Raw genomic sequence first — 14,536 nt, 5'->3', positions numbered from 1 at the left:
CTCCCTCGATCTAGAGGCCGGCGCGACCATGGAATTCGACTTCGGTTATCTTGCGGCCCAGTGGCCGGCGCTGATGCGTGGCCTGTGGCTGACTATTCAGGTCAGTGCTCTGTCGATCGTGCTTTCGATCGCGGTGGGGCTCTGCGGCGCGGCTGTTCGCGTTCTGCAGGTGCCAGTGCTCGACAAGGTCGTCGTGGGTTATGTGGAGGTCATCCGCAACACCCCCCTGCTCGCTCAGCTCTTCTTCATCTTCTATGGCCTGCCGGGGCTGGGATTGAGGCTCTCGCTGTTCTGGTCGGGCGTGCTGAGCCTAACGCTCTGGGCCGGCGCCTACCAGATCGAGAACATTCGCGGTGGCCTCGAGACGGTCGGCAAGGGGTTGCGGGAGGCGGCCTTCTCACTCGGTCTCTCGCCCTGGCGCTTCTTCCGGCTGGTCGCCGCACCGATGGCGGTTCGCGTCGGGCTGCCGTCCATGCTGAACACCTCAATCTCGCTGCTCAAGAACTCCTCCTATCTGCAGGCGATCGGGCTGGCCGAGCTGACCTTCGTCGCGATCGACCGCATCTCCATGGATTTCAGGACGATCGAGATGTTCGCCGCGATCTGCGTGATCTATCTCGCGCTCGTCCTCACGCTCTCCTTCTTCGCCAGCCGGCTCGAATACCGGCTGAACACGCCGTTCCGGACCTGAGAGCGGGGCAATGGAACTCCTGATCAAGAACCTGCCCTTCATCCTTCAGGGCATCGGCATGACGCTCTCGCTGGCGCTGGCGACGCTGTTTTTCTCGACCCTGATCGCCTTCATGCTGGGAACGCTGGCGACCCTGCGCTTCGCCTGGCTGCGGATCGCCGTGAAGATCTATGTCGAGCTGTTCCGCGACATCCCGCTGATCGTGAACATCTTCTTCGTGTTCTTCGTCGCGCCGCTCTTCGGCCTTGAGCTCTCGCCCTTCGCCGCGGTCACGGTCGGCCTCTCGCTCTGGGGCAGCGCCAACGGCACGGAGATCGTCCGGGCCGGCCTCAACGCCGTGCCCAAGCACCAGTGGCAAAGCGCGGCCGCGCTCGGCCTGAAAGGGTGGGAAGTCTACCTCTTCATCGCCGGCCCGCAGGCGCTGCGCTCGATCCTGCCGCCCTTCGTCGGACTGTTGACGCTGCTCGTGCAGGCCACGTCGCTCGGCGCGCTCGTCGGGGTGACGGAGTTCTTCAAGGTCGGCCAGATCATCGTCGAGCGGACGACGATGATGGAAGGCTGGAATCCGGCCTTCACCGTCTATGGCGCGGTGCTGCTGATCTACTTCATCATCTGCTCGACGCTGAGCGGGTTCGGACGCTGGCTCGAACGGCGCCTGAAGGCCGACCGGAGCCGCGTGGCGCCGGGCACGTCGGTCGTCGAGCAGCCCGTCACACAGCTTCCCTGATCCTGATTGCTTTCCTCGCTTCCCCGAAGGACCTCGCCATGGAATCCAAAGTCAGCCGTCGCCTGACCGAAAAGGTCGCTCAGGAGGTCTGCGATCACATCTACGCGCCGCGCCTCGCCCGCGATTTCAAGAACGTCTTCGAGCATATGAGCGACCTCAACCAGGCGCATGTGCTCATGCTCGCGCGGTGCGGACTGATCTCGCCGCAGGCGGCGAAGGCGCTGGCGGGCGGGCTGCTGCGGATGGAGGCCGAGGGGCCCGACGTCGTCGAACTCGACCCGCAGCGGGAGGATTCCTATTTCAACTACGAGGCCCATCTCATCAAGCTGATCGGCACCGATGCCGGCGGCCGCATGCACATCGCCCGCAGCCGCAACGATCTCAGCGCCGGGCTCGACCGCATGCGGGCACGCGACCTGCTGCTCGACGCCAGCCAGGCGCTGCTCTCCGTCGAGGAGCATGCGCTCGACGGCGCCTTCCGCTTCCGCGAGGCGGTGATGCCGGGCTACACCCATCTGCAGCCGGCGCAGCCGGTGACCTACGGCTTCTTCCTGGCCGGTGTCGCGCAATCGCTGGAGCGCGATTTCGGCCGGCTCTCCGATGCCTGGGCCAGAACCAATATCAGCCCGCTCGGCGCCGGGGCGCTCGCCGGCACGACCTTCGCCATCGACCGCCACGCGATCGCGACATCCCTCGGCTTCGAAGGCCTTGTCGAGAACACGCTCGATGCGGTCGCGACACGCGATTTCGGCCTGGAGATCCTGAACGGTCTCTCGCAGATCGCGATCGGCTGGAGCCGCGTCGCGCAGGACTATCATGTGCTGGTCTCACACGAGTTCCAGACGGTCGAATTCCCCGACCGCGTCACCGGCACCTCCAGCATCATGCCGCAGAAGAAGAACCCCGTGGTCATCGAACATCTCAAGGGCAAGGCCGGACATTTGCTCGGCCTCTATGTCGCGGCGGCGGCGGCGGTGAAGGGCACGCATTTCACCAACACGATCGACGCCAATCGCGAGGGCATGCGCGGCGTCTGGGAGGCGGGCGAGGAGGTGCTGCGCTGCCTCTCGCTGTTCGACCTGATCATCGCGACGGGCCGGCCCAACGCCGCGCTGATGAAGCGCCGCGTGACGGAGGATTTCGCCTCGGCCACCGATCTCGCCGACATCCTGGTGCGGGATGCCGATCTCTCCTTCCGCGAGGCCCATCACATTGTCGGCGCCGTGGTGCGCGCAGCGATGGATTCCGGGCTCGCGGCCGACGGTATCACCACGCAGATGGTCGATGACGCCGCCCGCGACCAGCTCGGCCGAGCAATCGGGCTCGATGCCGATCTCGTCCGGCGCAGCCTCGATCCCACAGCTAGCGTCGCCGGCCGCACCCTGCCGGGCGGCCCTGCTCCCGAGGCTGTGGCCCGATCCGTCGAATCCGCGCAGTCGCGGCTTGAAGCGCGGCGCGCCGAATTGGCCGACAAGCGCGGCCGTCTGCACAAGGCGCGCGAGAAGCTGAAGCGCGATCTGGCCGAGCTTGCCGCATGAGTGCAGAGCCCCTGATCAGCCTGCGCGGGATCGGCAAGCGCTTCGGCAGCCACCAGGCGCTGCGTAGCATCGATCTCGACGTCGCGCCCGGCAGCGTGCTCGTGCTGATCGGCCCCAGCGGTTCGGGCAAGAGCACGTTGATCCGCTGCATCAACGGGCTCGTCCGGCCTGACGAGGGCAGCCTCACAGTGGCGGGCAAGGCGGTCGACATCCACAAGGAGAGCGCCTGGCAGGTGCTCCGGACCGAGATCGGCATGGTCTTCCAGGATTATGCGCTGTTTCCGCATCTCTCGGTGCTCCGCAACATGACCCTGACGCCGCAGCGCCGGCGCAAGCTGCCACGGGCCGAGGCTGAAGAGCGGGCACGGGCGCTGCTGGCCAAGGTCGGCCTCGCCCACAAGGCTGACGACTATCCCTCCGCGCTGTCGGGCGGGCAGCAGCAACGCGTCGCCATCGTGCGCGCCCTGGCGATGCAGCCCAAGGCGATCCTGTTCGACGAGCCGACCTCGGCGCTCGACCCGGAGACCATCACCGGCGTCCTCGACGTGATGCGCGATCTCGCCCGGGACGGCACGACCATGGTCGTCGTCACCCACGAGATGGGCTTCGCGCGAGAGGTCGCCGATCGCGTCGTCTTCATGGCGGACGGACAGATCGTCGAGCAGGGCCCGCCGGGTCCTTTCTTCTCCAACCCACAGCACGAGCGCACGCGCGCCTTCCTGTCCAATATCAGATCCTTCGGAGCGGCCGATCATGCCTGACGAAACCGCCGTTCTGGCGCCGAATTTTACGACCGATCCCTATTGGTGGGATGCCGCGCCACCGGCGACGGACCGCTCGGCATTACCCGAGACGACCGACGTGCTGGTCGTGGGCTCCGGCTATTGCGGGCTGTCGGCGGCCGCGGAACTGGCGCGCAATGGGGTCGACGTCACCGTGGTCGACGCCGAGGAGCTCGGCGCCGGCGCCTCGACCCGCTCGGGCGGCATGGTCTCCAGCGGCCAGAAGCTCGTCATCGGCGGCGCGGTCAAAGGCGTCGATGGAGCGCGGATGGAGCGCCTGCTGGCGGATTCGATCTCGTCCTATGAGCATCTGAGGACGCTGATCGCCGAGAAGCAGCTCGATGCCGATCTCGGCGTCTTCGGGCGCTATTTCGGGGCTCACGTCCCGCGCCATTATGACCGCCTGCGGCGGCATGGCGAACTCCTCGCCAAGCATACCGGCGTGACGGTTCATGAGATTCCGAAATCGCGCCAGCACGAGGTCACCCAGACCGATTTCTACCATGGCGGCATCGTCATCGACGAATATGGCGGCCTGCATCCGGCAAAGTATCACCGCGCGCTGCGGCGCCTGGCCTCCGAGAGCGGGGCGAGGCTGCGCTCGCATGCGCCGGTGCTGAAGGTCGGGCCGCTCACGAACGGTTTCCACAGCGTCGAGACCGGCCGCGGCACGATCCGGGCCCGAAACGTCTTCTTCGGCACCAACGGCTACACGGGCCAGGGCAATCCTGATCTGCGCAAGCGCATCGTCGGCGTGCGCAGCTACCAGATCGCGACCGAGCCACTGCCGCCGGAGCTGATGGCGCAGATCAACCCCGGCCGCCGCATGATCACCGATTCCAAGCGCGAGCTGGTCTACTCGCGGCCGTCCCCGGACGGGACGCGCCTGCTGTTCGGCTGTCGGCCGGGCATGCTCGATCTACCGGAGCGGGATGCTGCGCCCCGCCTGCACGCGATGATGCTCAAGGTCTGGCCGCAACTCGCCGGCTACCGGGTGACCCATTGCTGGAGCGGCAAGGTCGGCATGACCGCCGACAAGATCGCCCATATGGGCCGCCGCGACGGCATCGACTTCGCCCTCGGCTGCAACGGCAACGGCGTGGCGCTCATGACCTATCTCGGGCACCAGTCGGCTCTGAAGCTGCTCGGTCACCAGAACCAGCCGAGCGCCTTCGACAGCCCCGCGTTCCCTGAAATTCCCGTGCCCTTCTATGACGGGCGGCCCTGGTTCCTGCCGATCGTCAGCGGCTGGTATCACCTCCAGGACGCGATCGACCGCCGCATGGCCCGCCTGTGAGGATCGAGACGATGACGAAAGTCGCGATGATCTCCGGAGCCAGCCGCGGAATCGGGCGGGCGATCGCGGAAGAGCTGGGGCGCCAGGGCGTCGCGCTGAGCCTCGCCATCCGCGATCCGGCCCTGGCGCCCGGAGAAGGGTTCGCACCCGCGGGAATGATGAGCTTCGCCTATCAGGCGACCGATCCCGCGTCCGAACGAGCTTGGGTCGAGGCGACGATGGCACGCTTCGGCCGCATCGACATCCTCGTCAACGCGGCCGGCATCCTGCGCAACGTCTCGCTGGCCGATGGCACCGAAGAGGATCTCGATGAGATGCTCGCGGTCAATCTCAAGGCGCCGTTCCGGTTGATCCAGGCCGCGCTGCCGCATCTGCGGGCGGACGGACGGGGCCGGGTGGTCAATGTCGCCTCTCTCTCCGGCAAGCGCGTGCGCAACGGCAATGCCGGTTACCAGATGAGTAAATTCGCCATGGTCGCCCTGTCGCATGCAGTGCGCCAGGCGGCCTTCGCAGACGGCGTGCGTTCGGTCGCGCTGTGTCCGGGCTATGTCGCGACCGACATGACGGCGCAGGCGCCGGTGCCGCGGGAGGAGATGACGCGCCCCGAGGATCTGGCCCGACTCGTCGCCCTCATCGTCCAACTGCCGAACACGGCGTCGATCTCCGAACTGGCCGTCAACTGCGCCTACGAGGCGATGTTTTAGGTGCCGCAGCTCCGCCGTGGTGCCGGCGACATCGCGCTAGGGCGCCGGCAGCGTCTGCTCTTAGGCAAGGTATCAAGGTCGGCTTTGGCCCCATCGCGGACATTGGAAACGTCTGCTTTCGGGCCTGCCATCTCAAACCGCCGTCAGCGTTCGCCGGCCCCTCTGATCAGACCGCTGCTCGCGGTCAATGTCGTCAGACTGATCGCCGCGGCAAGCATGACGTACCACGCCGGTGCGAGGGAGCTTCCCGTCTGGACGATGAGCCATGTCGTGATGAAAGGCGCGAACCCACCAAAGATCGTGACCGCCAGGTTGTAGGCGATCGACAAGCCCGTCGAGCGCATCGCTGGCGGATAAAGTTCTGCCATCGCAGCCGGAGCCGGCCCGCTGAAGCCGGCGATCAGCACGGCGAAGACGATCTGCGCGAGGACGAGATTCACGACACTGGGCTGATGGGTCAGCCAGAACAGCAGCGGCCAGCAGGAGAGAAGAATCCCGCATGCCGCGGCGAGCATGATCGGGCGCCGCCCAACCTTATCCGACCAGGCGCCGAACACGGGCGCCAGAATGACGATCAGGACAAGGCCGACGCTGTTGGCGAGGAAGCTTGCGCTTTGCGGTACGCCGAGCTGGCGCACGGCATAAGTCGGCATCGTCACGAGAAAGAAATAGGTGCAAACCGTCCAGGCGATGGTGATGCCGAAGCCAACGAACACTGCGGATCGGTGCTTGCCAAGCGTATCGCGCAGCGGAGAGAATGAAGCTTCGGGCCGGGCCGCGCGCTCCCGCAGGATCGCTTTGAAGGAGTCCGTCTCGCTGACGCGGAAACGGATGAAGAGGCCGACCGGCGCGATCAGCAGACCGAGCAGGAACGGGACCCGCCAGCCCCAGGCCTCGATATCGGCTGCAGGCAGGAGGCCGGTCAGCAATGCGCCGGTCAGCGAACCAAGCAGCAGCGCCCCGGCCTGGCTCGCCTGCTGCCAGCTCGCATAGAGCCCCCGGCGCGCCGGCGGAGCGTGCTCGACGAGGAAGGCGGTCGCGCCGCCGATCTCGCCGCCGGCGGAGAAGCCCTGGATCAACCGGGCGAGAACGATGATCGCGGGTGCCCAGGCCCCGGCCGTCGCATAGGTCGGCGCAAGGCCGATCATCGCCGTCCCCAGCGCCATCAGGAGGATCGTCAGGGAGAGCGCCAGTTTGCGCCCGCGACGATCGGCGAGCGTCCCCAGGACGAGCGCGCCGACCGGGCGCATGATGAAGCCGACGCCGAAGGTGGCGACGGTGAGGAGCAGCGAGACGGTGGGGTCGCCAGTCGGGAAGAAGAGCTTGGCGAGCGTCAGTGCAAAGAAGCCGTAGACGGCGAAATCGTACCACTCCAGCGTGTTGCCGACGATGGCTGCGATCACCGCTCGCCGGCCCGAGAGCGTGCTGGTGGCCGATGCGGCATCAGGGTCGGAATGAGTGCCGACGAGCTGCGTCATGGTGATCCCCTCTTTAAGGAGCCTTGGCGTCGAGGCCGCGGCTTTCAGAATTGTCGGCGGCTTGCCCACTCCCCGAGGCGAGCGAGAAAGGTGTCGGCGGCATCAAGCTGCGAGCGCTCGATCCATTCGTCGGGCTGATGCGCCTGGGCGATCGATCCTGGCCCGCACACCACCGTGGAGATGCCGGCCGCCTGGAAGAAGCCGGCCTCCGTGCCGAAGGGCATCGCGAAGGGTGGGCCGATGCCGCCGAGGCCGGCGGCCAGGATCAGCGCCGGCTCGTCGCGGACAGGCGACAGCGGCGGAACGTGGACATGCCGCAGTGTCGATTGGCGGACTTCCGGCGGCATGGCGCGAGCGAGATAGGCGGCGATCAGCAGCTCGGTCTCGGCGGCATCCTGCGGCGTCACCGGCCGAAATTCCCAGAGCACCTCGCAGGCGGACGGCACGATGTTGATCGCCGAACCGCCCTCGATCCGGCCGATATTGACGGTCATTTGGTCGATCCCTGCCCCGGCGCGGTGTCCGATCGACTTCAGGAAGCCGATCAAATCGACCGCGGGGTAGATCGCGCTCGCGCCGGCGCTCGGATCGCTCGAATGCGCTGCCTTGCCTTCGAAGCGGGTGCGGAAGCCGAGAAAGCCGCGATGGCGATTGCCGAGGCGCATCTCGGTCGGCTCGCCGACGATGGCGAGGTCCGGCTTCTCCTCATGCGCCATTAGATCGTCGATCAGGCGCGGCACGCCAAGGCAGCCGACCTCCTCGTCATAGGACAGGGCGATGTGGATAGGCCGGGCCAGATCTGCAGCCGCGAAGCCGCCCGCGGCGGTGATGCAGGCAGCGACGAAGCCTTTCATGTCGGCCACGCCGCGGCCGTAGAGCTTTCCGTCGCGCTCGGTCAGACGGAACGGGTCGGACGACCAGCTCTGATCGTCGACCGGAACGACGTCGGTATGGCCCGACAGCACGATGCCACCGGGCCCCCGCGGTCCGAAGCTGGCGAGAATGTTGGCCTTGCTCCGATCCTCGTCATGGCTCAGTCGGATGCGAGCTCCTGTGCCGTCAAGCCGATCGGCGACCCGCTCGACGAGCGCCAGGTTCGACCGGCTCGATGTCGTGTCGAAACCGATTAGTTCTTCGAGAAGGGCGACGGTCGCGCTCATGATCGCTCACGCCGCCAGCGCAGCCCGCCCGCCGCGGGCCTGCGCGAGACGAGCCTGTGCCAGCCGGAGCGCAGCTGCCTGTGTCGGGATGCCATCTGCCTCGGCGCTCCGCAGGATGGCGAGCAGCGTGCGCCCGATTCCCTGGACGCCACGGTCGACGAGGTCCGGATCGTAGCCGTCCCGTTCGGAGGCGACGCGGATCATGCCCCCGGCATTGATGACGAAGTCTGGCAGGTAGAGAATTCCGCGCGAGCGCAGGACTTCGCCATGATCTTCGCTGGCGAGCTGATTGTTGGCCGCGCCGCCGACGATTCCGCAGCGGAGCCGCAAGGCCGTCTCGTCGTCGAGCACCGCTCCCATGGCGCAGGGCGCGAAGATTTCGGCGTCGACAGCATAGATCGCCTCGGGAGCGACAGTCCGCGCCGCGAAGGTCGCGACGGCTTTTGCCGCAAGACTCCCGTCGACATCGCTGACCGTCAGCGAGGCGCCGGCCTCATGCAGCAACCGGCAAAGGTGCCAGCCGACATTGCCGAGTCCCTGTACCGCGACATGAAGGCCGGAGAGGCTCTCCGCTCCCCAGCGGTGACGCGTGGCGGCGGCCAGCCCGTAGAAGACGCCTAGCGCTGTGGTCGGAGACGGGTCCCCGGTGCCGCCGAGCTCGACGGGCAGGCCGACGACATGGCGCGTCGCCTTTCTGACTTCAGCGAAATCGGCCACCGTCGTGCCGACATCCTCGGCCGTGATATAGCGCCCGGCCAGTCGCTCGACCGCCCGGCCCATCGCCCGGAGGAGTGCCGGTGTCTTCTGGTTGCGGGGATCGCCGATGATCACCGCCTTGCCGCCGCCGAGGTCGAGCCCGGAGGCCGCAGCCTTGTATGTCATGCCGCGCGAGAGACGCAGCACGTCGCGTAGCGCGGCCTCCTCATCGGCGTAAGGGTACATGCGGCAGCCGCCAAGAGCCGGGCCGAGCGCAGTGTCGTGGATCGCGATGAGGGCCTTCAAACCGGTTGCCTCGTCCGAGACGAACACCACTTGTTCGTGATCGGCAAAAGCTTCGTGCGAAAACACGGTCATGACCTGGATTCTCCGGGTAGGCGCGATGGGGCTGGATGGCCGCCCGCGGCGGCGAGGCCGAAGCCGCCGAGGATCAGCGCCGCGCCGACGAGATGAAACGGCCGCACCGGCTCGCCGAGAAGCAGAAAGGCGAGCGCGGCAGTGAACAGGGCGACGAGATGGAAGGATGCGCCCGTCACGCTGGCTCCGAGCGTGGCGACGCAGCGGTTCCAGATGATGAAAGCCAGCAGCGAAGCGAAGACGCCGATATAGAGCACCGCCGCGATCGGGCCGGGACCGGTCGGGATCGTTGCGCCGCGCGCGAGCTCCCAGAACCAGAACGGCAGCAGCACCAGCAGCCCCGCCGCCATCGTCGCGGCCAGGAAGACGAGCGGATCGAGATCCGCCGGCCGACGGCGCAGCAGCACCGAATAGACCGCATAATTGGCAACCGCGATCAGCACCAGCGGCTCCCCGCCGGCGAGGCTCAGGTCCGACAGCGTCGACGGCTCGCCGCGCGCGACGATCCAGGTCACGCCGACGAAGGAGATCGCAATGCCCAGGAGGGTGCGGCCCGTGACGCGCTCCACGCCGAGCAGGAAGGCGGCGAGCGGCACCATCAGCGGCAGCGTCGAGTTGAGGAAGGCGACGCTGGCCGCCGGCGCGCTCTGCAGGGCCAGATAGCCGAGGGCGTTATAGCCGGCGATTCCGAAGGCGCCGCATGCGAAGACGAGGCCGCGAGCGCGAAAGAGTGCCGCTCGCTGCGCGCCGCCTACCCTGAAAACAAAGGGAAGCAGGCAGGCGAGCGCGACGACCCAGCGGCCGACCGCAAGCGAAACCGGGGGAAACGAGCCGGCGAGCGCGCGGCCGAGCACGAGATTGCCGGCCCAGAACAATGGCGGCAGGGGTAGCAGCAGCAAGGGCTGCGCCCAGAGGCGCTGAAGGATCGTCATCGCGCAGCCTCACAGGATTTCGGCGAGGCCGATGCGCAGCCGGCGATTGTGCCGGCCCTTGTTGTCGATCTTCAGAATGCGGATCGGTGGCGAGGCCCCCGTCGAAGCGAGATGCGTGCCGCCACAGGCCTGCCGGTCGAGCGCGACGATCTCGACGATGCGCACCTGGCCGTCCGCGCTCGGCGGCGGGGCCACGGAACGCGATCGGATCAGGCCTGGCTCCGCAAAGGCCGCCGCCTCCGGGATGTGGGTCGCCTGCACCGCCAGGTCTTGCCGGATCAGCGCGTTGACCGTCTCCTCGATCGCGCGCAGACGCTCATTGTCGGCATCGGGCAGGTCGAAATCGATGCGCGCGGTGCCGTCCTCGTTCATCTGCACGCCGGTGACGAGCGCGCCGTCGAAATCCTGGAAAACCACGGCGTTGACGATATGCAGGTCGGTATGCAGCGCGCGCATCAAATGCCGGAACGGGCCATCGACCCGTGTCTCGACAGAGGCCGGCGGCAGTTCGATGGGCTCGGCCAGCAGGTGCCAGAGACGGCCGCCCTCGCTTTCGAAGCCCGAGATCGCGACTTCGCCACCATCCCAGGCAAGCGTACCGCGATCGGACAATTGGCCGCCGCCCCCCGGATAGAACGGGCTTTCCGCGAGCCGGACCCGCCCCGGCCGCGCATCCGTAACCTCGGTCGTCAGCGTCAGGACGTCAGGATGGTCGAGGCAGAAATAACGGGACATCCAATCTCACCTTGCCGGCAGCCCCGACGGGGCTTTTGCGTGCAGGCGAGAATGGTGCGGTGCGGTGTGCGGGTATTGGCGGAAATTGAGAGCGTGCTCAATCGGCGGCGGCGCGCACCCATTGCAGCGGCGTGATCCCATAGGCGCGCTTGAAGTGCCGCGTCAGGGCGCTCTGGTCGTAGAAGCCGGCGTCGAGCGCGGCGGCGGCGATCGTCGCGCCGCGGCCCAGCGCACCGATCGCGGTCTTGAGGCGCAATTGTGTGAGATAGGCGTGCGGGGTCAGCCCCGTGCTGCGCTTGAACAGCGCGATCAGCTGGAACGGGGTAAGCCCGACCTCCGCCCCCAGTTGCTCCAGCGTGAGCTCCTCGGCATGGCGCTCCCGCATGATCTCGCGGATGCGGGCTACCTTGGCCTGGTCGCGCGTCGGCAGGGCCAGGCGTGGCTCGCCGGCGGCGTGGCGCCGGATCAGTGCTCCGAAGCTGCGCAGCAGAAGCTCGCGCTCCTCGAGAGGGTCGTTCCCCTCATCGAGAACGCGATGCAGGCCGAGAAAGGCATTGATCAGGTCCGGATCGTGGAAGCTGTTGCGTGTGAAATAAGCCGTGGCGTCGAGGCCGAGCGCGGTCTTCAGCGTCTCGATCGCCGGCGGCGTCAGATAGAACCCGCGATAGACCCAGCGCTGGCTCCAGCCCATCCGCCCCGAATGGGGCTCGTCGGGATTGAACACCAGCAGGGTCGAAGCCTTCGCCTCGTCGGCCCGTCCCCGGCTCTTGAACTCGGCCCCGCCAGCCTCGGTAACCGCGACGACGAAAGCCTCGTGGCTGTGGGGCGCATAGTCATGGCTGGTGAAATCGGCGACGAGACAGCTCAGGCCCGGAACCCGAGGGTCGCGCCAGTAGCGGGAGGAGTTGCGGGGATCGATGCGAGCCAAGTTCCGATCCGGATGTCAGGACAGCCGCGATCGTGCGACGATCGAAGCAAGATCGCAATGGTGCGGCAGCCTGCCGAAGGAGCGGTTCGGCAGTCCCTCGAGCCGCAAGGCGACGGACGCATCCGCCGGGGCGGTGATCGAGCCACGCACGAACAGCGCCGCCTCGGTCGCCGTGGCAATCTGGGCGGGAAACTGGCGAGCACAGGGCTCCTTGTCGCACATGTCGGACAGTTCGACTTCCAGAGCGGCGATGGCGAAATCGAGCCGCCGATCGACACCGCACGCCGGGTGCGGCTCCGGCCGTAGAGCTGCGACCGTATCCGGCGGACGCTGCGGGACGCGCAGAACATCGAGGCAGATCACGTTGCCGGAGCCCTCTCAGATATCGTTGAGCGGCGCCTCGCGACAGAGACGTGGCATCGACTGCTCCTCGATGAGGCCGTGCCGCGGTGGTATTCGACGCATTGCGCCCCGAAAACCGGACGCGCGTATCGGCGATAGCCGTGTGCGCCATTTGATCAAGGATATCCGCGCCGACCCAGCCATGTGGTTTCCGCTTATGGGCGACGCTCACAGCCCTCCAGGCCCATAGTCGATCCCAAACCATGGCCGCTGCGGAAATCCTCCGGGCATGGAACAGTCGAGACCCAAGGCCGGCAATCGTGATCAGACGATGCTCACCGATCTAAGGGGACACCCGATCCCCCCGTCGCCGGCCTTCTCCAAAAGAGCCACCACGCGGCCGAAATCAGGAACAGAGCGCGTCGATGAAAACGCGCGAAAAAAGGCGACGGCTACCCGTCGCCCTTCCATTTTCACCAGCGATCATAGCGGTGGCGGCGGTAGCCATGAGCGGGCGCCCACGGCGGCGGACCGCCATAGCGGCGACCATAGCCATAACCATGACGCGGCCCATAGCCATAGCCGCGACCATAGCGCTGCTGGCGCATGGTCTCGCGCATGATCATGTGGCGCCGCTCCGCGGCAGCCGACCAGGTGAACTCGGCGGGCGCATGGTCGAGATGTTGAGCCAGAGGCTGTGGCAACGCTTCAGTCGCCTGGGCAGGAGCCGCAAATGCGGCCCCCATGGCCACGGCGCCGATCATGAGAAGCTTGCGCATAGATGTCTCCTTTCGATGGGACATCAAACTGCGGTGCGCCTCAACGGAAGATGAACGATCGCGTCAGACCCGGTTCAAGATGCCGTCCACGGCAACCGAGCTGGACCTAGGCCATGCGCGTCCGCTTCCGGGCAAATGCCCAATGTCCACACATGGCGCACAGTTATAGGCTCCGCGCCGTCAGGCAGGTCTTCGGCGGCAAGCTGTGGATGGCTTCCGCGTCGGGCCCGCTCGGAGGCGGCACGGCTGCATCAGGTCGCAGATGTGGGCAGGCTGCGTTCTCGACGATTGCGGCGTAGTCCGATTCTTGACGATTTCGCCGGGGCACATGGCGATGCGATGGTCGAGGTGGCCTGCGGACTTGACCTGAGCATCCACTCGCCGGGCTTAGCCGGTACGTTGCTGTGCGGCAGAGCCGGTTCCAACGAGCTGGAGCGTGCCCGCTTCGAGCCGATCCTTCGCGATGCCGCGGAGCTTCGGTTGCGATCTTGCTGCGTCCGTGAACGCCGCGCCAGCGGTCGCCGATCGACACCGCGTGATTTTTGGCTCGGCGCATAAGGGAGACCCACTCGGCGCTTGTTCAGCCACGACCTTCCATGGCCTTTGCGAGCGCCTCTTTCGGCGCATGGCCGAACTGTCTCGCGTAGGCGCGCGAAAACGCCTCGGGGCTTGAAAACCCGGAACGCCGTGCCGCGGACTTGACGGCTTCGCCTCGCAGCAGGGCGCGCTGCCCCGACGCGATCCGCCATGACTGCAGATACGCGGCCGGCGTGACGCCGACGACTTTCGGAAACGTGGCCATGAAGGTGCTGCGCGACATGCCGCAGATATCCGCCAGATCCTCCATCCGCCAGGGCCGTTCCGGATGGTTGTGCATCGCGACGAGTGCGCGCTGTACGCCCGGGTGAGAGAGGCCCGCGAGTAGTCCTGGCCTGGAATCGCCGCGCTCGATCGCGAGGCGCAGCACCAGCAGGAGAACGACTTCGCAGAGCCGATCGACGGCGACCTGCCGCCCGCAACGCTGCCCCTTCGCCTCGGCGAGGAAGGCCGAGGCGATCGTCCGCAGCACGGGCTGATCGTCGAGATCGACGACGAAACGCGCCGGCAGTGCGCTGAGCAGCGGATTGGCGGCTCCTCCAAAATCGATGGCCACTTCCAGCAGGAGCTCGGCGGGTCCGGCTTCCCGCCGGGTCGTGTCCAGAACGATCCCGGCGACGTCGCCATCGTGCCCGACCAGTGACAGCGTCGTTTCGCTCCCCGTCGCGCCGGAATTCCCGGGGGAAGTCGAAACACTGAAGGCCTCGAAGAACGCCTCCAGACGATCTCTATCTTGACGCGTCGGACTTTGGATCATGCTTTTTGCACTTGT

General features: G+C 66.9%; 15 protein-coding genes. 6 read left to right on the top strand and 9 right to left on the bottom strand.

The window, feature by feature from the left end; all coding sequences use genetic code 11:
• The first annotated feature begins 28 nt into the window (after positions 1–28).
• From BGO20_RS12805 to BGO20_RS12780, 6 genes are read left to right on the top strand one after another with little or no spacing between them, the layout of a single operon-like run.
• A complete protein-coding gene (locus BGO20_RS12805; protein ID WP_291663575.1) occupies positions 29–691 on the top strand; it encodes an amino acid ABC transporter permease in 663 nt (220 codons plus the stop codon).
• Positions 692–701: 10 nt separating this feature from the next.
• On the top strand, positions 702–1,418 hold the full coding sequence (locus BGO20_RS12800) for an amino acid ABC transporter permease (protein ID WP_291663577.1): 717 nt from the start codon (positions 702–704) through the stop codon (positions 1,416–1,418).
• Positions 1,419–1,456: 38 nt separating this feature from the next.
• Positions 1,457–2,956 (top strand): argininosuccinate lyase, encoded by a 1,500-nt coding sequence (gene argH, locus BGO20_RS12795; RefSeq protein ID WP_291663578.1) that lies wholly within the window; start codon positions 1,457–1,459, stop codon positions 2,954–2,956.
• A complete protein-coding gene (locus BGO20_RS12790) occupies positions 2,953–3,717 on the top strand; it encodes an amino acid ABC transporter ATP-binding protein (protein ID WP_291663579.1) in 765 nt (254 codons plus the stop codon). Before argH ends, BGO20_RS12790 begins: the two co-directional genes overlap by 4 nt.
• Positions 3,710–5,035, top strand: coding sequence for an NAD(P)/FAD-dependent oxidoreductase (locus tag BGO20_RS12785; RefSeq protein WP_291663581.1), 1,326 nt, complete (start codon positions 3,710–3,712; stop codon positions 5,033–5,035). Before BGO20_RS12790 ends, BGO20_RS12785 begins: the two co-directional genes overlap by 8 nt.
• Before the next feature lie 11 nt (positions 5,036–5,046).
• Positions 5,047–5,739: an SDR family NAD(P)-dependent oxidoreductase gene (locus BGO20_RS12780; RefSeq protein WP_291663582.1), complete on the top strand. Its 693-nt coding sequence runs from the start codon at positions 5,047–5,049 to the stop codon at positions 5,737–5,739.
• A 143-nt stretch (positions 5,740–5,882) separates the two neighbouring features.
• Here the strand turns inward: BGO20_RS12780 and BGO20_RS12775 are convergent, their stop codons facing one another.
• From BGO20_RS12775 to BGO20_RS12735, 9 genes are all read right to left on the bottom strand, one after another.
• Positions 5,883–7,217, bottom strand: coding sequence for an MFS transporter (locus BGO20_RS12775; RefSeq protein ID WP_291663584.1), 1,335 nt, complete (start codon positions 7,215–7,217; stop codon positions 5,883–5,885).
• A 44-nt stretch (positions 7,218–7,261) separates the two neighbouring features.
• Complete coding sequence (argE, locus tag BGO20_RS12770; protein ID WP_291663585.1) at positions 7,262–8,377, bottom strand: acetylornithine deacetylase; 1,116 nt, start codon at positions 8,375–8,377, stop codon at positions 7,262–7,264.
• A gap of 6 nt (positions 8,378–8,383) precedes the next feature.
• Complete coding sequence (locus BGO20_RS12765) at positions 8,384–9,451, bottom strand: Glu/Leu/Phe/Val family dehydrogenase (RefSeq protein WP_291663586.1); 1,068 nt, start codon at positions 9,449–9,451, stop codon at positions 8,384–8,386.
• Positions 9,448–10,383 (bottom strand): DMT family transporter, encoded by a 936-nt coding sequence (locus tag BGO20_RS12760; protein WP_291663587.1) that lies wholly within the window; start codon positions 10,381–10,383, stop codon positions 9,448–9,450. The genes BGO20_RS12765 and BGO20_RS12760 overlap by 4 nt, the downstream gene beginning before the upstream one ends.
• 9 nt (positions 10,384–10,392) lie before the next feature.
• Positions 10,393–11,118: an alanyl-tRNA editing protein gene (locus BGO20_RS12755; protein ID WP_291663588.1), complete on the bottom strand. Its 726-nt coding sequence runs from the start codon at positions 11,116–11,118 to the stop codon at positions 10,393–10,395.
• A 97-nt stretch (positions 11,119–11,215) separates the two neighbouring features.
• Positions 11,216–12,046 carry an AraC family transcriptional regulator gene (locus BGO20_RS12750; protein WP_291663590.1) on the bottom strand — a complete coding sequence of 277 codons (831 nt, stop codon included), beginning with the start codon at positions 12,044–12,046 and terminating at the stop codon, positions 11,216–11,218.
• Between the two features lie 15 nt (positions 12,047–12,061).
• Positions 12,062–12,409 (bottom strand): hypothetical protein, encoded by a 348-nt coding sequence (locus BGO20_RS12745; RefSeq protein ID WP_291663592.1) that lies wholly within the window; start codon positions 12,407–12,409, stop codon positions 12,062–12,064.
• 452 nt (positions 12,410–12,861) lie between these two features.
• A complete protein-coding gene (locus tag BGO20_RS12740; RefSeq protein WP_291663593.1) occupies positions 12,862–13,167 on the bottom strand; it encodes a hypothetical protein in 306 nt (101 codons plus the stop codon).
• Positions 13,168–13,747: 580 nt separating this feature from the next.
• Positions 13,748–14,521, bottom strand: a complete 774-nt coding sequence (locus tag BGO20_RS12735; RefSeq protein ID WP_291663595.1) for an AraC family transcriptional regulator — start codon at positions 14,519–14,521, stop codon at positions 13,748–13,750.
• Between the last annotated feature and the right edge of the window lie 15 nt (positions 14,522–14,536).

This window comes from Allobosea sp. 67-29 (assembly GCF_001898115.1).
Classification (GTDB): domain Bacteria; phylum Pseudomonadota; class Alphaproteobacteria; order Rhizobiales; family Beijerinckiaceae; genus Allobosea.
The sequence above is the reverse complement of the archived record's forward strand: the minus strand, read 5'-3'. Positions and strand labels throughout refer to the sequence as shown.

Excerpts from the sequence above, each read along its gene's own strand:
- BGO20_RS12805 (WP_291663575.1), top strand. The coding sequence starts at position 29 with ATGGAATTCGACTTCGGTTATCTTGCGGCCCAGTGGCCGGCGCTGATG.
- BGO20_RS12800 (WP_291663577.1), top strand. The coding sequence starts at position 702 with ATGGAACTCCTGATCAAGAACCTGCCCTTCATCCTTCAGGGCATCGGC.
- argH (WP_291663578.1), top strand. The coding sequence starts at position 1,457 with ATGGAATCCAAAGTCAGCCGTCGCCTGACCGAAAAGGTCGCTCAGGAG.
- BGO20_RS12790 (WP_291663579.1), top strand. The coding sequence starts at position 2,953 with ATGAGTGCAGAGCCCCTGATCAGCCTGCGCGGGATCGGCAAGCGCTTC.
- BGO20_RS12785 (WP_291663581.1), top strand. The coding sequence starts at position 3,710 with ATGCCTGACGAAACCGCCGTTCTGGCGCCGAATTTTACGACCGATCCC.
- BGO20_RS12780 (WP_291663582.1), top strand. The coding sequence starts at position 5,047 with ATGACGAAAGTCGCGATGATCTCCGGAGCCAGCCGCGGAATCGGGCGG.
- BGO20_RS12775 (WP_291663584.1), bottom strand. The coding sequence starts at position 7,217 with ATGACGCAGCTCGTCGGCACTCATTCCGACCCTGATGCCGCATCGGCC.
- argE (WP_291663585.1), bottom strand. The coding sequence starts at position 8,377 with ATGAGCGCGACCGTCGCCCTTCTCGAAGAACTAATCGGTTTCGACACG.
- BGO20_RS12765 (WP_291663586.1), bottom strand. The coding sequence starts at position 9,451 with ATGACCGTGTTTTCGCACGAAGCTTTTGCCGATCACGAACAAGTGGTG.
- BGO20_RS12760 (WP_291663587.1), bottom strand. The coding sequence starts at position 10,383 with ATGACGATCCTTCAGCGCCTCTGGGCGCAGCCCTTGCTGCTGCTACCC.
- BGO20_RS12755 (WP_291663588.1), bottom strand. The coding sequence starts at position 11,118 with ATGTCCCGTTATTTCTGCCTCGACCATCCTGACGTCCTGACGCTGACG.
- BGO20_RS12740 (WP_291663593.1), bottom strand. The coding sequence starts at position 13,167 with ATGCGCAAGCTTCTCATGATCGGCGCCGTGGCCATGGGGGCCGCATTT.
- BGO20_RS12735 (WP_291663595.1), bottom strand. The coding sequence starts at position 14,521 with ATGATCCAAAGTCCGACGCGTCAAGATAGAGATCGTCTGGAGGCGTTC.